At 71.7% G+C, this 16,815-nt stretch carries 16 protein-coding genes and 2 pseudogenes; 6 read left to right on the forward strand and 12 right to left on the reverse strand.

Annotated elements, in window-relative coordinates; genetic code table 11:
* Nucleotide 1: 1 nt before the first annotated feature.
* The 5 genes from IG99_RS13390 to pcaH form a co-directional block, all read right to left on the reverse strand.
* Complete coding sequence (locus IG99_RS13390; protein ID WP_037673321.1) at nt 2–793, reverse strand: SDR family NAD(P)-dependent oxidoreductase; 792 nt, start codon at nt 791–793, stop codon at nt 2–4.
* Between the two features lie 80 nt (nt 794–873).
* The gene (pcaDC, locus tag IG99_RS13395) at nt 874–1,995 is read right to left on the reverse strand and encodes a bifunctional 3-oxoadipate enol-lactonase/4-carboxymuconolactone decarboxylase PcaDC (protein ID WP_037673322.1); all 1,122 of its coding nucleotides are present in this window, start codon (nt 1,993–1,995) and stop codon (nt 874–876) included.
* A complete protein-coding gene (gene pcaB, locus IG99_RS13400; protein WP_107055905.1) occupies nt 1,992–3,356 on the reverse strand; it encodes a 3-carboxy-cis,cis-muconate cycloisomerase in 1,365 nt (454 codons plus the stop codon). The genes pcaDC and pcaB overlap by 4 nt, the downstream gene beginning before the upstream one ends.
* The gene (pcaG, locus tag IG99_RS13405) at nt 3,353–3,958 is read right to left on the reverse strand and encodes a protocatechuate 3,4-dioxygenase subunit alpha (protein ID WP_037673324.1); all 606 of its coding nucleotides are present in this window, start codon (nt 3,956–3,958) and stop codon (nt 3,353–3,355) included. The genes pcaB and pcaG overlap by 4 nt, the downstream gene beginning before the upstream one ends.
* Nucleotides 3,959–3,963: 5 nt before the next feature.
* Nucleotides 3,964–4,746: a protocatechuate 3,4-dioxygenase subunit beta gene (gene pcaH, locus IG99_RS13410; protein WP_037673326.1), complete on the reverse strand. Its 783-nt coding sequence runs from the start codon at nt 4,744–4,746 to the stop codon at nt 3,964–3,966.
* A 175-nt stretch (nt 4,747–4,921) separates the two neighbouring features.
* Here pcaH and IG99_RS13415 point away from each other — a divergent pair, with 175 nt between their 5' ends.
* The gene (locus IG99_RS13415; RefSeq protein WP_037673327.1) at nt 4,922–5,386 is read left to right on the forward strand and encodes a MarR family winged helix-turn-helix transcriptional regulator; all 465 of its coding nucleotides are present in this window, start codon (nt 4,922–4,924) and stop codon (nt 5,384–5,386) included.
* A 32-nt stretch (nt 5,387–5,418) separates the two neighbouring features.
* On the opposite strand, the gene IG99_RS13420 is transcribed toward IG99_RS13415, so the two are convergent.
* Nucleotides 5,419–6,411, reverse strand: coding sequence for a DUF3048 domain-containing protein (locus IG99_RS13420; protein ID WP_051865327.1), 993 nt, complete (start codon nt 6,409–6,411; stop codon nt 5,419–5,421).
* A gap of 215 nt (nt 6,412–6,626) precedes the next feature.
* Here IG99_RS13420 and IG99_RS13425 point away from each other — a divergent pair, with 215 nt between their 5' ends.
* Nucleotides 6,627–7,817: a zinc-dependent alcohol dehydrogenase gene (locus IG99_RS13425; RefSeq protein WP_037673330.1), complete on the forward strand. Its 1,191-nt coding sequence runs from the start codon at nt 6,627–6,629 to the stop codon at nt 7,815–7,817.
* Between the two features lie 30 nt (nt 7,818–7,847).
* Here the strand turns inward: IG99_RS13425 and IG99_RS13430 are convergent, their stop codons facing one another.
* On the reverse strand, nt 7,848–8,918 hold the full coding sequence (locus tag IG99_RS13430; RefSeq protein WP_037673333.1) for an ATP-dependent DNA ligase: 1,071 nt from the start codon (nt 8,916–8,918) through the stop codon (nt 7,848–7,850).
* 65 nt (nt 8,919–8,983) lie between these two features.
* On the opposite strand from IG99_RS13430, the gene ligD reads away from it, so the two are divergent.
* Nucleotides 8,984–10,033, forward strand: a complete 1,050-nt coding sequence (ligD, locus tag IG99_RS13435; protein WP_037673337.1) for a non-homologous end-joining DNA ligase — start codon at nt 8,984–8,986, stop codon at nt 10,031–10,033.
* Here ligD and IG99_RS13440 read toward each other — a convergent pair.
* Both IG99_RS13440 and IG99_RS13445 read right to left on the reverse strand, forming a co-directional pair.
* Nucleotides 10,020–10,694 (reverse strand): annotated as a pseudogene (locus tag IG99_RS13440) (3-keto-disaccharide hydrolase); the annotation flags it as partial. The gene ligD and the pseudogene IG99_RS13440 sit on opposite strands and share 14 nt — an antisense overlap.
* Nucleotides 10,691–11,092, reverse strand: a pseudogene (locus tag IG99_RS13445) (ThuA domain-containing protein); the annotation flags it as partial. The pseudogenes IG99_RS13440 and IG99_RS13445, both read right to left, overlap by 4 nt.
* 189 nt (nt 11,093–11,281) lie before the next feature.
* On the opposite strand from IG99_RS13445, the gene IG99_RS13450 reads away from it, so the two are divergent.
* Nucleotides 11,282–12,271 carry a multicopper oxidase domain-containing protein gene (locus IG99_RS13450; RefSeq protein WP_037673341.1) on the forward strand — a complete coding sequence of 330 codons (990 nt, stop codon included), beginning with the start codon at nt 11,282–11,284 and terminating at the stop codon, nt 12,269–12,271.
* Between the two features lie 75 nt (nt 12,272–12,346).
* Nucleotides 12,347–13,381: a LacI family DNA-binding transcriptional regulator gene (locus IG99_RS13455; protein ID WP_037673342.1), complete on the forward strand. Its 1,035-nt coding sequence runs from the start codon at nt 12,347–12,349 to the stop codon at nt 13,379–13,381.
* A gap of 81 nt (nt 13,382–13,462) precedes the next feature.
* Here the strand turns inward: IG99_RS13455 and IG99_RS13460 are convergent, their stop codons facing one another.
* Nucleotides 13,463–14,260, reverse strand: coding sequence for a VOC family protein (locus tag IG99_RS13460; RefSeq protein ID WP_037673344.1), 798 nt, complete (start codon nt 14,258–14,260; stop codon nt 13,463–13,465).
* Between the two features lie 210 nt (nt 14,261–14,470).
* On the opposite strand from IG99_RS13460, the gene IG99_RS13465 reads away from it, so the two are divergent.
* The gene (locus tag IG99_RS13465) at nt 14,471–14,716 is read left to right on the forward strand and encodes a WhiB family transcriptional regulator (protein WP_037673346.1); all 246 of its coding nucleotides are present in this window, start codon (nt 14,471–14,473) and stop codon (nt 14,714–14,716) included.
* Nucleotides 14,717–14,786: 70 nt separating this feature from the next.
* Here IG99_RS13465 and IG99_RS13470 read toward each other — a convergent pair whose 3' ends face one another.
* Complete coding sequence (locus tag IG99_RS13470; RefSeq protein WP_037673348.1) at nt 14,787–15,761, reverse strand: acyl-ACP desaturase; 975 nt, start codon at nt 15,759–15,761, stop codon at nt 14,787–14,789.
* 226 nt (nt 15,762–15,987) lie between these two features.
* Nucleotides 15,988–16,764 carry a dimethylargininase gene (gene ddaH, locus IG99_RS13475; RefSeq protein WP_037673576.1) on the reverse strand — a complete coding sequence of 259 codons (777 nt, stop codon included), beginning with the start codon at nt 16,762–16,764 and terminating at the stop codon, nt 15,988–15,990.
* Nucleotides 16,765–16,815: the final 51 nt, after the last annotated feature.

Consider the following 16,815-nt stretch of genomic DNA (forward strand, 5'->3'; position numbering starts at 1 on the left):
GTCACATGGCGAGCAGCTGGTTCGTCACCGCCGCCAGCCGCTTGCGGACCGCGGGGTCGTACGTCGCCCCGTGCGCCCGGGCCGGACGCGTGCCGTCGAAGAAGCGGCCCGTGCCCGACTCCCGCGTCGCGAGCGCCAGGACCCCCGGCGCACCGTCGGCGACCGAGTTCCACGGCGTGACACCGCCCTCGCGGACCATCGCCGTGTCCATGAAGGTCGCCGGATGCAACACGTTCACCGAGACACCGGTGCCCGCGGACTCCTCCGCGAGGTCGAAGGTGTGGGCGGCCAGCGCGAACTTGCTGCGGCAGTACGCCGAGAAACCGTCGTAGCCCCGGGTGTACTCGGGATCGTCGAAGGCGAGGGGCTCCTGCCCGACCGAGCCCACGTTGACGATCCGCGCCGGCGGATTCGCGCGGAGCACCGGCAGCAGGGCACGGGTGAGCACGACCGGCGCCAGGTAATTGACCGCCAGCCGCAGCTCGTGCCCGTCGGCGCTCACCTCGCGGCCCGAGCCCGGCGCCCCGGCCCCCACGCCCGCGTTGTTGACCAGCACATCGAGCTCCGGGTGCGCCGCGCCGACCCGGGCGCCCAGCTCCCGCACCTGCGCGAGCGAGGCCAGGTCGGCGACGAACCCCTCGGCCGTGCCCTCGGCCCGCAGCTCCTCGACCAGCCGCTCCGTGCGGTCCGGGTCGCGGCCGTGGGCGAGAACGACGTGACCGGCGCGGACCAGTTCGAATGCGACGTACCGGCCGAGCCCGGAGGTGGCGCCGGTGAGCAGGATGGTGGACATACCCCCACCGTAGGTGCGTCACGCCGCCCTGAGCGAGCTGCTGCCGAGCCTACGACCAGCAGGGGCACCCGAACCGGAGGTCAGGAACCGTCCTCCTCCGCCAGCACCCGCTGCGCCGTCGCGAACGCCGAGTTCGCCGCCGGGACCCCGCAGTACACGGCCGTCTGCAGCAGCACCGCACCGATCTCCTCGGGCGTGAGCCCGTTGCGCCGGGCCGCCCGCACGTGCATGGCCAGCTCCTCGTAGTGGCCGTGCGCGACCAGCGCCGTCAGGGTGATCATGCTGCGCTCGCGGCGGCTGAGCGTCGGATCGGTCCAGATCTCGCCCCAGGCGTAGCGCGAGATGAAGTCCTGGAAGCGGGCCGTGAACGGCGTCTGCCGGGCCTGTGCCCGGTCCACGTGGGCGTCGCCCAGCACCTGCCGGCGTACCTCCATGCCACGCCCCGCGCCCCCGCCGAAGTGGGCGCGCAGGGCGGTGAGGACGGCCTCGGGACACTGCGCGGGCGCCAGGTGCGAGGCACCCGGCAGCTCCACGAGCGCCGCGCCGGGCACCGCGTCCGCGATCTCCCGCAGATGGGCGGGGGGTGTCGCCGGGTCCTGCCGTCCCGCGATCAGCAGGGTGGGGGCGGAGATCTCCGTGAGCCGGTCCCGCAAATCGAACGCGGCCAACGCGTCACAGCAGGCGGCGTACGCCTCCGGGTCGGCGCGCCGGTGGTCCTCCACCAGCTCCGGCACGGTGAACCCGGGCGTGAACCAGCGGGCGTCCGCGTTCTCGGCGAGCGAGGCGAGCCCCTCGCGCCGCACCAGCGCGGCCCGCTCCTGCCACGGCTGCGCGCCGTTGAAGTGGGCCGAGGAGCAGATCACGGCGAGGGACGACACCCGCTCGGGGTGGTGCACCGCGAGATGCAGACCGACCGCGCCGCCCAGCGACACGCCGGCGTAGGCGAACCTTTCCAGTCCGAGCGCGTCGGCCAGTGCGAGCACCCGGTCGGCGAGGTCACCGACCGTGGCGCCGGGGCCGATCAGGGCAGCCGCCGAACCGCCGTGCCCCGGCAGGTCCCAGCGCACCACGTGGTGGGTGGCCGACAGCTCGGGCGCGACCCCGTCCCACAGGGCGTACGAGGTGCCCAGCGAGGGCCCGAGCAGCAGCGGGGGAGCGGAAGCGGGCCCCTCCGCATGGTGGTTGAGGAGTTTCTCGGTCAAGGTCGCTCCAGCGCACGGTCGGTGAGGGCTCCGGCGGAGCCGGTGTAGCGGGCAGGGTCGGCGATCTCGTCGAGGTCGAGGTCGATGTCCTTCAACTCGGTTTCCTCGGCGAGGAGTTCCCAGAGCGGTCTGCCCTCGGCCCAGGTGCGCCGGGCGAGGTCGGTGAGCAGCTCCTTGGCCCGGGCGCGGCCGAGGACACCCGCCAGCTCGGCGGAGAGCCGCTCGGAGACGATCAACCCATGGGTGAGGCCGAGGTGTTCGCGCATGGTGTCCGCGTTCACCCGCAGCCCCCCGGTGAGTTCGGCGGCGTCGCGGGCGGCACCGCCGACCAGCCGCAGCAGGTCCCGCAGTGGCTCCCACTCGGAGTGCCAGGCCCCGGCCGGCCGCTCGTCCTCCGCCGCCAGCGCCGCGTGGAGCGTGGCCGCGAGCTGCGGTGCCCGCCGGGCGGCGGCCGCGATCAGGGTGGACCGTACGGGGTTCGCCTTGTGCGGCATGGCCGACGAGCCGCCGCCGCTGCCCTCCGCGACCTCGGCGATCTCGGTGCGGGCCAGAACGAGCACATCCGCGGCGATCTTGCCCAGTGCCCCGGCCGTGAAGGCCAGACAGCCGGCGAGGTCGGCGATCGGGGTGCGCAGGGTGTGCCAGGGCAACAGCGGTTCAGCGAGCCCTAGTTCACGGGCGTAGGCGGCGGGCAGGGCGAGGGGGGCGTCGGCGCCGTACGCCGTGAACGCGGCCAACGTACCGGCCGCCCCTCCCAGTTGGGCGGGGAGCCGGTCTCGTACCACCGTCAGGCGGTCCCGCGCGTCCAGCACCAGTTGCCGCCATCCGGCCGCCTTCAGGCCGAACGTCGTCGGTACGGCGTGCTGAGTGAGCGTCCGTCCCGGCATCGCGGTGTCGCGGTGCGCGGCGGCCAGCCGGGCCAGCGCGCGCTCGGTGCGGGCGAGGTCGGCGAGGACCAGGTCCAGGGTGCGTGCCGCGACCAGCATCGTCGCCGTGTCCACGATGTCCTGGCTGGTGGCGCCCCGGTGCACGTACGGGCCGTACTCCTCGCCGACCGCCCGGGTCAGGTCGCCGACCAGCGGGATGACCGGGTTGCCGCCGGCCCGGGCGCGCCCGGCGAGGGACCGTACGTCGAAGCCGTCGGAGCCGGCCGCCTCCGTCACCGCGGTCGCCGCGGCGGCCGGGGCGAGTCCCAGCGCGGCCTGTGCCCGGGTCAGTGCGGCCTCCGCGTCGAGCAGCGCCCTGAGAAAGGCGCCGTCGCTCGTCGCGGAAGCGGCGGGGGAGCCGGTCCAGCCGGGGGCGAGCAGACCGGCGCCGGACTCGTCCGGGGGCACCTCCCGCCCGAAGGGCGGGGGAGTCACTGGAACTCCAGGAAGACCGTCTCGCCTTCGCCCTGAAGGCGGATGTCGAAACGGTACGTGCCGTCGCCTCCCTCGGCGGCGATCAGCGTGTCGCGGCGGCTCGGCTCCAGACGGGCCAGCAGCGGGTCGGTGGCGAGTGCCGACTCGTCGCCCGGCAGGTAGACCCGGGTGAACAGGTGCACCAGCAGGCCGCGCGCGAACACGCACACGCTGAGGTGGGGCGCGCTGCGTCCCCGTGCCCCGGGCCGCAGCGTGCGTGCGTACCAGTGGCCGTTGACGTCCGTCTGGATGCGGCCCCAGCCGGTGAATTCCACGCCGTTGCGGCCCAGGTAGCCGCCGGTCGAGGGGTCGCGCCGGATCGAGCCGTCCACCTGCGGCAGGTTGCCGTCGGGGTCGGGCCCCCACAGCTCGACGAAGGCGTCCGGCAGCGGCCTGCCCTCGCCGTCGTACACGTATCCCTGGACGGTGATCGTCTCCGGGTGGCCGACGGGCGCGATGTCTCCGCCGCCGGGGAACGGCAGCGCGTACCCGTAGAAGGGGCCCACGGTGTGCGACGGGGTGGGCAGCACGGACTCCGGGCTGCTTGTGTCGATCTTGGTCATGGGGGTCAGCGTCCTTCCTCGATCCAGGTGGCGTTCGGGCCGTCCAGCACGATGTCCCAGTGGTAGCCGAGGGAGAACTCGGGCACGGAGAGGCTGTGGTCGTAGGTGGCGACCAGGCGCTGCCGGGCGGCGTCGTCCGTCACGGACTGCAGGATCGGGTCGTACTCGAAGAGCGGGTCGTTGGGGAAGTACATCTGCGTCACGAGCCGCTGCGTGAACGCCGTGCCGAAGAGCGAGAAGTGGATGTGGGCCGGGCGCCAGGCGTTGACGTGATTGCGCCACGGGTAGGGGCCCGGCTGGATCGTGGTGAAGCGGTAGAAGCCGTCGTCGTCGGTGAGGGTACGGCCCACGCCCGTGAAGTTGGGGTCCAGGGGGGCGTCGTGCTGCTCGCGCTGGTGGGCGTAGCGGCCGGCCGAGTTGGCCTGCCAGACTTCGACGAGCTGACCGCGGATCGGGCGCCCCGACCGGTCCAGGAGCCGTCCGGAGACGGTGATGCGCTCACCGATCGGCTCGCCCCGGTGGTGCCTGGTCAGGTCGTTGTCGATCTCGGTGATGTCCCGCTCGCCGAAGGCCGGGGAGACCAGCTCCACCAGCTCCGGGTCCTGGGTCACGTCGATGGTGACCGGCGGCTGCCGGGGGTGGCGCAGCTGGGACGAGCGGTAGGGCGCGTAGTCGCGGCGCGGGTGGTGCTCGACGGGACCACCCTCGGCGACCCGCTTCTCGTACGCGGCGTGCTCGGCCGCGATCTCCTGGTCGATGTCGTGCTGGGTGAGAACTACTTCGTCCATCCGTGCAGCCCCGTCTCTTCCGGGCGCCCCGACCCGTGATTAATCAGGGCACTGAGTATTTCAGTGAGGTTGTCTTCACGCTGCCAGCAAGTCAAGAGGGCAGTCAAGAGCTTCATCCGTGGGTATTGTTCAGTGCACCAACTAATATGAACCGATGCGAACCAGGGGAGTGCACATGGCCGCGGTGGACCTGACCGCCCACCCCGGGCACCTGGCCCGGCGACTGCAGCAGGCGCACTACCTGCTGTGGAACACGATGGTCTCGGAGGAGATCACCTCCCCGCAGTTCGCGGTCCTGAACGCGCTGGTGGCGGAGCCGGGCCTGGACCAGCGCACGGTGGGGGAGCGGGTGGGGCTCGACCGGTCCACGATCGCCGAGGTGATCAGCCGGCTCGGCCGGCGCGGGCTGCTCGACAAGGTCCGCGACCCGCAGGACGGCCGCCGTTCCCTGCTGCGCCTCACGGACGACGGCGTACGCACCCACCGCAAGCTGACGGTACGCACGGCCCGGATGAACCAGGTCTTCCTGGCCCCGCTCTCCGTCGACGAGCAGACCGTGTTCTTCGACCTGATCCGACGGGTCTCGGACGCGGCGGAGGAACTGCGCAACCCGGCGGATCCGCTCGCGACCCCGAGCTGACCCCGGGGTCCGCCGGGCGCCTCGGCCTGCCGTCACTTCTTCGCGAAGACCACCCATACCTGGCCCTCGGCGAAGTTCACCGGCCGGCCGCTCTTCGTCGTGAACTGTGTGCCGTCCTCGGCCTTCGGGCGCTTCCAGTCGACGTCGTACACCCGCCCGTCGCGCAGCACCTTCGCCGTCCCCGAGCCCACGGTCTCGGTGTACGGCGTGTTGTTGCCCAGGAAGTCGTGGAAGGCGGACGCGCGGACCTTCACGTACTGCACGACGACCGTCGGCGGAGCGGGCGGCCCGCCGTCGGTCGTCCGGGCGGCGGCCCCGTCCATCGCGACCCGCCAGCCCTTGTCGGTCCCGGACCAGGTGAAGGTGAAACGGGCCGCCGGGTAGCGCACGGTGAACGAGGTCTGCGCCCTGCCGCCCGCGGGTGCGGGTCCCACCTGGAAGCCCGTGGTCAGCGCGGCCGCGCCCGGCGCGGTGGGCAGCAGCCCCTCGGGGCGCAGGTACAGGTTGTGCGGGGCCGGCCTGGCGGAGTCGCGGAAGTAGGCTCCGGACGCCCGGCCCGGCGGCTCGGGGACCAGCGGCGCCCGGTCGATCAGCGGCAGCAGCTTGCTCTGCGCGCCGGAGAACGCCAGCCTGGGCCGGTCGAACTGGCGCAGCAGCTCGAGGTCGGACTCGCGGGCGCTGCGCACCGGGCCGACCGCCTTCGGCAGCCGGGTGGCGTACACCGCCATCAGCCGGCTCAGCCCGCCCTCCACCTGCTCGGCGTAGACGACGTCCGCGGAGTCCAGGCCGGTGTGCGGGCGGGCCGCGCTCGCGTTGTCGATCTTCACGGCGAGTACCGAGCCCTCGGCGGTGGGGGTGGGGGCGGCGGTCCGGCCGCGCGTCGGCGCCCGGGTCGTGCCACGACCGTCGTCGGGCGGGGCGGAGCTCCCCGTGCAGCCCGCCACCAGCGAGAGTGACACGACGGCGGTCAGCAGCCCCGCCGTCGTCGCGGTGTGTCGCGCGCGTGCCCTGAGTCTCTTGCCCACCGTTACCGCCCATCGCGTGTGTCACTCATTGTGCGCTTATCTGGTCATCGCTGCACATACCCGATCGATTCCGGTCGCGCGCGCGGACAGGGCCGTTCAGCGCACAGGGCGTTCGCCGTACGCGGTGGTTCGGTGTGGGGCGTTCGGGTACCCGGGCGGAACGCAGAACCGGACAGCACCGGACGTACCGGACCCGACGGAGGGAGCGCGGCGCGATGAGGGCAGTGACGTGGCAGGGCAAGCGGGACGTGCGGGTGGAGACGGTGCCGGATCCACGGATCGAGGAGCCGACGGACGCCGTCATCCGCGTCACCTCCACCGGCCTGTGCGGCTCCGACCTGCACCTGTACGAGGTGCTCACCCCGTTCATGACGCCGGGCGACATCCTCGGCCACGAACCCATCGGCATCGTGGAGGAGGTCGGCGCCGCGGTGCCGGACCTCCAGGCCGGCGACCGGGTCGTCGTCCCGTTCCAGATCGCCTGCGGCAACTGCTGGATGTGTCTCACGGGACTTCCCACGCAGTGCGAGACCACCCAGGTGACCAGCGAACACATGGGCGCCGCCCTGTTCGGCTACACGCGTCTGTACGGCGCGGTGCCGGGCGCGCAGGCCGAGTACCTGCGGGTCCCGCAGGCGCAGTACGGGCCGATCAAGGTCCCCGAGGGGCCGGCGGACGACCGGTTCCTCTACCTCTCCGACGTCCTGCCCACCGCCTGGCAGGCGGTCAAGTACGCCGACGTCCCCCAGGGCGGCAGCATCGCCGTCCTCGGCCTCGGCCCCATCGGCGACATGGCCTGCCGCGTCGCCCAGGCCCTCGGTGCCGGACGGGTGTTCGGCGTCGACCTGGTGACGGAGCGGCTGCGCCGGGCCCGCGACCGGGGCGTGGAGACCTACGACATCCGGAGCTTCGACCACGAGAAGGAGCTGGTCGAGGCGATCCGCGACCAGACGGACGGGCGCGGCCCCGACGCCGTCATCGACGCGGTGGGTACGGAGGCGCACGGCAGCGCCGCCGCCAAGCTGGCCCAGCAGGCCTCCGCGATGCTGCCCCGGAAGCTGGGCGCTCCGCTCGCGGAACGCTTCAGCGTCGACCGGCTCGCCGCCCTGTACACCGCCATCGACCTGGTGCGGCGCGGCGGCACGATCTCGCTGTCCGGCGTGTACGGCGGCATGGCGGACCCACTGCCGCTGCTCACCCTCTTCGACAAGCAGATCCAGCTGCGCATGGGCCAGGCCAACGTACGCCGCTGGAGCGATGAGATCATCCCGTACCTCACCGACGAGGACCCGCTCGGCGTCGACGACTTCGCGACGCACCGGATCTCACTGTCCGAGGCGCCGGACGCGTACCGGATGTTCCAGCAGAAGAAGGACGGCGCGGTCAAGGTCCTGATGCAGCCGTGAGGCAACCCCTGTGGCGCCGGTCCCCGTAGTTCAGCCCTTGTCGCCGAAGATCTCCGCGAGGTCGTAGCGGACCGGCTCCTCCAACTGTGCGTACGTGCAGCTCTCGGGGGTCCGGTCCGGGCGCCAGCGGCGGAAGCGGGCCGTGTGCCGGAAGCGCGCGCCGTTCTCCATGTGGTCGTAGGCCACTTCGGCGACCCGCTCGGGCCGCAGCGGCACCCAGGACAGGTCCTTCCGGCCCGACCAGCGGCTCGGCGCGCCGGGCAGCCGGGCCGTCTCGTGGGCGGCCTCGTCCGACCAGGCCGCCCAGGGGTGCCCGGTCACGTCGTCCATCCGCAGCGGCTCCAACTCCTCGATGAGCTCGGCGCGCCGCTTCATGGGGAAGGCGGCCGACACACCGACGTGCTGCAACGCGCCCCGCTCGTCGTACAGGCCGAGCAGCAGCGAGCCCACCACCGGTCCGCTCTTGTGGAGGCGGTAGCCCGCCACGACGACGTCCGCCGTGCGCTCGTGCTTCACCTTGAACATGGCCCGCTCGTCCTGGAGGTAGCGCACCCCGAGCGGCTTGGCGATCACCCCGTCCAGCCCGGCCCCCTCGTACCGCTCGAACCACCCCTGCGCCACCTCGACGTCGGTCGTCGCCGGCGCGAGATGCACGGGAGGCGTCACCTTTGCCAGCGCGCGGGTGAGCAGCGCCCTGCGGTCGCTCAGCGGCACCCCCAGCAGCGACTCGTCCCCCAGCGCCAGCAGGTCGAACGCCACGAACGACGACGGCGTCCGCTCCGCCAGCATCCGCACCCGTGAGTCGGCGGGATGGATCCGCTCGGTCAGCGCGTCGAAGTCGAGGTGCCCCTCCCGTGCGATCACGATCTCCCCGTCCACCACACACCGCTGCGGCAACCGCTCCCGCAACGCCACCACCAGCTCCGGAAAATACCTGGTCAGCGGCTTCCCCGTACGACTCCCGAGCTCCACCTCGTCCCCGTCCCGGAACACGATCGCCCGGAACCCGTCCCACTTCGCCTCGTACTGCATGCCCGGCGGAATCCTCGCCACCGACTTGGCGAGCATCGGCTTCACGGGCGGCATGACCGGCAGATCCATGGTCCGATTCTGCGCGCCATCGGTCCGGTGTGCGAGGTTTGTGCCGTGGGCCTACCGTGGCTCGCATGGGTGATGCGGTGGAGTTGGAGGTGGGCGGGCGGAGTGTGCGGCTGTCCAGTCCGGACAAGGTGTTCTTTCCGGAGCGGGGCTTCACCAAGCTGGATCTCGCCCGGTACTACCAGGCCGTCGCGCCCGGCATCCTGCGTGCGCTGCGCAACCGGCCCACCACCCTGGAGCGCTACCCCGAGGGGGTGACGGGGGAGTCGTTCTTCCAGAAGCGGGCGCCGAAGAACATGCCCGACTGGATCCCGACCGCCCACATCACCTTCCCCAGCGGCCGCAGCGCCGACGAGATGTGCCCCACGGAGGAGGCCGCCGTGGTGTGGGCCGCCCAGTACGGCACCCTCACCTTCCACCCCTGGCCGGTGCGCCGCGACGACGTCGACCGCCCCGACGAACTCCGCATCGACCTCGACCCGCAGCCCGGCACCGACTACGACGACGCCGTCCGCGCCGCCCACGAACTGCGCGCCGTCCTCGACGAGTTCGGCGGACTGCGCGGCTGGCCCAAGACCTCCGGCGGCCGGGGCATCCACGTCTTCGTGCCGGTCGAACCCCGCTGGACCTTCACCCAGGTCCGGCGCGCGGCCATCGCCGTGGGGCGCGAGATGGAGCGGCGCATGCCGGAGCACGTGACCATCAAGTGGTGGAAGGAGGAGCGCGGCGCGCGCATCTTCATCGACTACAACCAGACCGCCCGCGACCGCACCATCGCCTCCGCCTACTCCGTACGGCCCCGCCCGCACGCCCCCGTCTCCGCGCCCCTGCGCTGGGACGAGGTCGGTCAGGCGCGCCCCCAGGACTTCGACCTCGCGACCATGCCCGCGCGCTTCGCCGAACTCGGCGACGTGCACGCGGACATGGACGATCACGCGTACTCCCTCGACGCGCTGCTGGAGCTGGCGACGAAGGACGAACACGACCACGGCCTCGGCGATCTGCCGTACCCGCCCGAGTATCCGAAGATGCCGGGCGAACCCAGACGGGTACAGCCGAGCCGCGCGAAGAAGGCGCCGAAGAAGGAGCCGAAGGAGGGGCCCCCTACAGCTCCTTGATCCGGATGTCCCGGTACGAGACCACGTCCGTCGTGCCGTGCACCTGGAGTCCGATGTAGCCGGAGGCGAACCGCCGCCCGTCCGTGCCGGGATCATCCGCCCTGGGCGGGGAGAAGTCCTGGCCGCCGGCGTTGTCGAACTCGTTGATCAGCGCACCGTTGCGGTACACCGAGTAGTGCTGGTCGACCACGCGGATCTCGTAGTCGTTCCAGGTGCCCTTCTGGGTGACCCCGGCGCCGGCGAGCCCGACCCGGTCGAAGCCGTAGACGGAGCCGGTCTTGTACATGTCGCCGTCGGGCCGGTCCAGCACCTGCACCTCGTGCCCGTACTCGATGGCGACCCACTCCGGCCGTGACTCCTCCGGGTGGTCGAGAACCCACGGGAAGCGCACGAACACACCGGAGTTGGCGTTGCCGGTGCCCGGGGCGTCGTCACGCCACTGGAGCTTCAGCGAGAAGTCGCCGTACTTGCGCTGCGGGAACCACAGCATGCCCATGCCGGCCCTGGTGGTGCCGCTGGTCATCGAGCCGTCGGCGTTGAGCGCGAACGAACCGCCGCCCACCTGCTGCCACTTGGCGAAGGAGGACGCGCTGCCGTCGAAGAGCGGGCGGTAGCCCTCCGTGTGACCGGGCCTGCCGACGCCCGAGGTGCGGGCGGCCTCTCCGGGTCGAGGACGTCGCCACCCCCGGTGAGGAAGACGACGGCGTTGTAGCGGCCCAGCTCCGTGGCATCGGTGAAGACCGAGGCGTCGTCGGTGGCCTCCACCTGGAAGCGCTGGTTCTGCGGGCCGGACAGACCGATCCGCTCGATCGCCTCGATACCGGCGTTCACGACGGGCGACTCGTCGCCGGCCGCGGCGGAGCCGTGGAAGACCAGCACCCGTACGTCCGCCCCGCCCGGCGGTGACTTGACGGCCAACTTCGTCGTGGGCGGATCCGGCGCCGGGAGGGCCCCGGCGGGCGGGCCCGAGACCAGTCCGGCGGTGAGGACACCGGCGGTCAGGGCCGTCACCCAGGCCCGTCTTCTCGCGCTTGTTGTGCTCAACCCTCGTAAGTGCATGGGCACCTCCCTGGTCACAGCGACAGCGCCAAGGAAGCTAGACCCCATTGCACGGCACGCCAATACCTATGACCGCAATGACGCGAACTTTGTCCTGGCTGTGGATAAACTCGGGCGGGGCCGGTACGGTCTCACCGGTTCATCACAGGTCCGTCTCCGTGAAATCCGCACCAGGATGGGGAGTTCCGCATGGACAGACGCGGGTTCAACCGGCGAGTGCTGCTCGGCGGCGCCGCCGCCGCGACATCGTTCTCCCTGGCCCCGGAGGCCGTGGCCGCCGCCGCGCCGGCGCCGACCGCCCCGGCCGGGGGCGAGGTGCGGCACCTCAAGCTGTACGCCGAGAAGCTGCGCGACGGGCAGATGGGGTACGGCTTCGAGAAGGGCGCGGCGACGATTCCCGGCCCCCTGATCGAGTGCAACGAGGGCGACACCCTGCACATCGAGTTCGAGAACACGATGGACGTGGCGGTGAGCCTGCACGTCCACGGCCTCGACTACGAGATCACCAGCGACGGCACCAGACTGAACAACAGTCAGGTCGCTCCCGGCGCCACCCGTACCTACACCTGGCGCACTCACGCACCCGGCCGGCGCGAGGACGGCACCTGGCGGGCGGGCAGCGCGGGCTACTGGCACTACCACGACCACGTCCTGGGGACAGAGCACGGCACCGGCGGCATCCGCAAGGGCCTCTACGGCCCTGTCGTCGTGCGCCGCAAGGGTGATGTGCTGCCGGACCGGACGTTCACCGTCGTCTTCAACGACATGAGCATCAACAACAAGCTCGCGCACGCGGGGCCGAACTTCGAGGCCACCGTCGGTGAGCGCGTCGAGTTCGTGATGATCACGCACGGCGAGTACTACCACACCTTCCACCTGCACGGTCACCGCTGGGCCGACAACCGCACGGGCACGCTCACCGGCCCCGACGACCCCAGCCAGGTCATCGACAACAAGATCGTCGGCCCGGCGAACTCCTTCGGCTTCCAGGTGATCGCGGGCGAGGGGGTCGGCGCCGGCGCGTGGATGTACCACTGCCATGTACAGAGCCACGCGGACATGGGGATGGTCGGCCTGTTCCTCGTGAAGAAACCGGACGGCACGATCCCGGGGCACGAGCCGCACGGACCCCACGAACCGCACAACCCGCACAAGCCGCACGCCCCGGACGAGCACTGAGATCGGAGAGCGCTCTCACGCCACTCTCCGTGCCAGAGTTATCCTGATCCGCACCCACGGATGAGGAGCCCCGACGTGACCGACACCGCGCCGCGACCGACCTTGGAGGCCGTGGCCGCGCTGGCGGGGGTGTCGCGAGCGACCGTGTCCCGGGTGGTCAACGGCGGGGACGGGGTCAGGGAGCCGCTCGTCCAGCGGGTCCGGCGGGCCGTGGACGAACTCGGCTACGTCCCGAACCAGGCAGCCCGCAGTCTGGTGACGAAGCGGCACGACGCCGTCGCCGTCGTCATCGCCGAACCGGAGACCCGCGTCTTCGCCGACCCGTTCTTCGCACTGCAACTGCGGGGCATCAGCAAGGAGCTGACAGCCCAGGACAGCCAGCTCGTCCTGCTGCTGACGGAGGGGCGTGACGACCACGCCCGTGTCGGTCGCTACCTCGCCGGCGGGCATGTCGACGGGGCCCTGGTCTTCTCCCTCCACCTCGACGACCCGCTGCCCGGCCTGATCCAGGGCGCGGGCGTCCCGACCGTGTTCGGCGGCCGGCCCGGCTGGAGCGACGGCCGCGGTGGGGTGACGTACGTCGACAGCGACAACCGCGGCGGCGCCCGCGAGGCCGTACGCCACCTCATCGGCCTCGGCCGTGAGCGCGTCGCGCACATCACCGGGGCGCTCGACCAGACCTCCGCGGTGGACCGGCTCGACGGCTTCCGGGACGTCCTGCCCGACGCCGACCCGCGACGCGTCGCCGAGGGCGACTTCACGCCGGCCGGGGGAGAGCGCGCGATGCGTGAACTCCTCGCCCGCTGCCCCGACCTCGATGCCGTGTTCGCCGCGAACGACCTCACCGCCGCCGGCGCCCTGCGCGTCCTGCGCGAGCAGGGGCGCCGCGTGCCCGACGACGTCGCCGTCATCGGCTTCGACGACATGCTCGCGGTGGCCGAACAGACCGACCCGCCCCTGACGACCATCCGTCAGGACATAGAGGAGGCGGGCCGCCTGATGGCCCGCCTGCTGCTGCGCCGGCTCAACGGATGCGGCGGAGGTGGCGGCGAGGGCATGCCGACGGGCGTCGTACTGCCGACGACGCTGGTGCGCCGCAGCTCGGCGTAGCTGCTCCGAAGAGCGTGCGGCCCGCGTGCGGCCGTTGCCGTCACCCGGGGCGGTGCGCTCCCGGTGCCGCCCGCGACCCGCTCACCCTCCGCCCTGCTGCGGCGCGCTCTTGATCACTGCGAAACGGGCGCCGTACGGGTCGGCGAGCCGGGTGATGGTGCCGACGCCCTCCACGTCCGTCGGGGGCATGCGGACCGTGCCGTCCAGCGCCCGGGTCTTGTCGGTGATCACCTCCGGGGCGGTGACCTCGAAGTACGGCAGCCAGTACGGCCCCGAGGCCGCCTCCGTCGGGTCGTCGGCCAGCGGGACGACGCCGCCGAACATGGCGTCCTCCCCGGTGCCGGCGGGGTTGAGGCAGGTGTAGGTGCCGCCGGGGAAGGGCACGGCGGAGGTCTCCAGGCCGAGGACCGTGTTGTAGAAGGCGGCCGCGGCCGCGATGTCCGGCGTGTACAGCTCCACCCAGCACAGCGAGCCGGGGTCGCCGGCCAGGTCCAAACCCTTGGTCTGTCCCGGCTGCCAGATGCCGAAGGGCACACCCGCCTGGTCCGCGAGGATCGCCATCGTGCCCTGGCCCATCACGTCCATCGGAGGCAGCAGCACCCTCCCGTGGGCCTGCTCGGCCGCCTTGGCCGTCGCCTGCGCGTCCGCCGTCTGGAAGTACACCGTCCAGGACGGCGGACCCTGCTCGGACGTTGTCTGCATGCCGCCCGCCACGGTCTTGCCGTGCAGCTGGAAGAAGCCGTAGCCGCCGGCCTCGGGCCCGGCCGACTGGAACTGCCAGCCGAAGAGGGCGTTGTAGAAGGCGGTCGCGCCCTCGATGTCGGAGGTGCCGACGTCGGTCCAGTTGGGGGCGCCGTTGACGAAACGGGTGGTGAGCATGTTGGCCCTCCTCGGAAGGGTCCCGTTCTCCGCACTGCCGAATCCCGCAGCACTGCCGAGTCTCGCACCGCCCACTGACCTTCGCCGCCGGAGCGCGGCACCGGGCCCGGCCGTCATCGAGCGGTCGCGGGACCGGGACCGGGACCGCCTTGCCGGCACGTTGATCCCGCGTTGATCTAACGTTTTTCGCCGCCCGGCACGATTTCGCCCATGCACATCGACACGATCACCCCGACCGCCCCCGCCTGGCAGGCCGAGGCGCTGTGCGCGCAGACCGGAGCGGACTTCTTCTTTCCTGAGCCGGGCAGCTCGGTACGCGAGGCGAAGCGGATCTGCGGCATGTGCGAGATCCGCTCCGCCTGCCTCGAGTACGCCCTGGCCAACGACGAGCGCTTCGGCGTCTGGGGCGGCCTCTCCGAGAAGGAACGCCTGCACCTCCGGCGCGCCTCGCACTGAGCCACAACCACGCCTGCGCCCGATCCGGGTCTCCGCCACGCCTGCGCCCGCTCCGAGGCGAGCGGAGCGGTCACGCGTTCGCGCGTGCCGCCATCCGGGCCTTGCGCGCGGCGAGCTTCTCGTCGAACTTCAGAGCCTCCGCGTCCAGGCCCCCCATGAACAGGCCGAGCTCCTCCTGCGCCTGCCGCCCCTCGGGGCCGAGGCCGTCGATCTCCATGACCTTCAGGAAGCGCAGGACGGGCTGGAGCACGTCGTCGTGGTGGATGCGCATGTTGTAGACCTCGCCGATGGCCATCTGCGCGGCGGCGCGCTCGAAGCCGGGGATGCCGTGGCCGGGCATGCGGAAGTTCACGACGACGTCCCGCACCGCCTGCATGGTGAGGTCGGGGGCGAGCTCGAAGGCGGACTTCAGCAGGTTCCGGTAGAAGACCATGTGCAGGTTCTCGTCGGTCGCGATGCGCGCCAGCATGCGGTCGCAGACCGGGTCGCCCGACTGGTGGCCGGTGTTGCGGTGGGAGATGCGGGTCGCCAGCTCCTGGAAGGAGACGTAGGCGATCGAGTGCAGCATGGAGTGCCCGTTGTCGGACTCGAAGCCCTCGCTCATGTGGGCCATGCGGAACTGCTCCAGCTTGTCCGGGTCCACCGCGCGCGAGGCGAGCAGGTAGTCGCGCATCACGATGCCGTGCCGGCCCTCCTCCGCGGTCCAGCGGTGCACCCAGGTGCCCCAGGCGCCGTCACGGCCGAAGAGGGACGCGATCTCGTGGTGGTAGCTGGGGAGGTTGTCCTCGGTGAGCAGGTTCACCACGAGGGCGATCCGGCCGATCTCGGTGACCTTGGACTGCTCCTTGTCCCAGGCCTCACCGTCCTCGAAGAAGCCGGGGAAGTTGCGGGCGTCGCTCCACGGCACGTACTCGTGCGGCATCCAGTCCTTGGTGACCTGCAGATGCCGGTTGAGTTCCTTCTCGACCACTTCCTCCAGCGCGTACAGCAGTTTGGCGTCGGTCCAGACGGCGGGGCTGCCGAGGTGCGGGGTGGCGATCGTCACGTGGTACTCCAGGGGGACGTCTTGCAAGGCGGAACACCGGCCGGGGGCGCGGGAACTTACGGGATCGTAGGCTACGAACCCGTAGGTTACGAAGACGTAGGTTAAGTTCGTTGTAAAGAGCGCTGATCAGCAGGTGTGCCACAGGCCACCCGAGAGGTGACGCGAGCACGAATTCAGCCCCGGGAGCCGCAGGTCCCGGGGCTGGAGGAGTGGGGCGTTCACCCGGTCAGGCGTACAGCTCCCGCAATCGTACCGAGAGGCATGTCACACAGCCCTCGAGCTTCTCGAACTCGCTGATGTCGACCACGACCGGTTCGAAGCCGAGGTCCGTGAGCAGTTCCGCCGTCCTGGGCGCGCTCGCCGCGATGAGCAGCTTGTCACCGCCGAGCAGCACGACATGGCCGCCGGCCTCCTCCGGCACCGACAGGAACCGCGGGAACAGCGCGGGCCGGTCCACCTTCGGGATGTGCCCGATCACCGTACCGTCGGGGAGCGCGGTGACCGCCGACTTCAGGTGCAGCACCTTGCTCACGGGTACGGCGACGACCCGCGCGCCCAGCGGTTCGAAGGCGGCGCGCAGCTGCTGGACGCCGGCTGCGTTGGTACGGCCGCCCCGGCCGACGTAGATCGTGTCGCCGACCTTCAGCACGTCGCCGCCGTCCAGCGTGCCCGGCTCCCAGATCCAGTTCACCGAGCAGCCCAGCCGGGCCACGGCCTCCTCGACGCCGGCGGTCTCCTCGCGCCGGGACTCGGCGCCGGGCCGCGCTATCAGGGCCACGTTCTTGTACATGACCACCGTGTCCTCCACGAACACGGAGTCGGGGCAGTCGTCGGCCGGGTCCACCTCGATCGTCTCCCAGCCGTGGGTGCGCAGCGCCTCCGCGTAGGCCTCCCACTGCTCCAGGGCGAGCCCGGCGTCGACCTTCTCCCGCGCGATGTGCGTCACCAGGCCTTCGGCGAGGCGCGGGCTGGGGCGGCGGATGAGAGCCTTCTTGCTGGGCACGTCCAGGTCTCCGAATCGGCTGGGGGAGTCGGTGCCCGTGATGCGGCACCG

Origin of the sequence: Streptomyces griseus subsp. griseus (genome assembly GCF_000720255.1) — a bacterium.
GTDB lineage: Bacteria > Actinomycetota > Actinomycetes > Streptomycetales > Streptomycetaceae > Streptomyces > Streptomyces griseus_I.

Excerpts from the sequence above, each read along its gene's own strand:
- IG99_RS13390 (WP_037673321.1), bottom strand. The coding sequence starts at position 793 with ATGTCCACCATCCTGCTCACCGGCGCCACCTCCGGGCTCGGCCGGTAC.
- pcaG (WP_037673324.1), bottom strand. The coding sequence starts at position 3,958 with ATGACCAAGATCGACACAAGCAGCCCGGAGTCCGTGCTGCCCACCCCG.
- pcaH (WP_037673326.1), bottom strand. The coding sequence starts at position 4,746 with ATGGACGAAGTAGTTCTCACCCAGCACGACATCGACCAGGAGATCGCG.
- IG99_RS13415 (WP_037673327.1), top strand. The coding sequence starts at position 4,922 with ATGGCCGCGGTGGACCTGACCGCCCACCCCGGGCACCTGGCCCGGCGA.
- IG99_RS13425 (WP_037673330.1), top strand. The coding sequence starts at position 6,627 with ATGAGGGCAGTGACGTGGCAGGGCAAGCGGGACGTGCGGGTGGAGACG.
- IG99_RS13430 (WP_037673333.1), bottom strand. The coding sequence starts at position 8,918 with ATGGATCTGCCGGTCATGCCGCCCGTGAAGCCGATGCTCGCCAAGTCG.
- ligD (WP_037673337.1), top strand. The coding sequence starts at position 8,984 with ATGGGTGATGCGGTGGAGTTGGAGGTGGGCGGGCGGAGTGTGCGGCTG.
- IG99_RS13450 (WP_037673341.1), top strand. The coding sequence starts at position 11,282 with ATGGACAGACGCGGGTTCAACCGGCGAGTGCTGCTCGGCGGCGCCGCC.
- IG99_RS13460 (WP_037673344.1), bottom strand. The coding sequence starts at position 14,260 with ATGCTCACCACCCGTTTCGTCAACGGCGCCCCCAACTGGACCGACGTC.
- IG99_RS13465 (WP_037673346.1), top strand. The coding sequence starts at position 14,471 with ATGCACATCGACACGATCACCCCGACCGCCCCCGCCTGGCAGGCCGAG.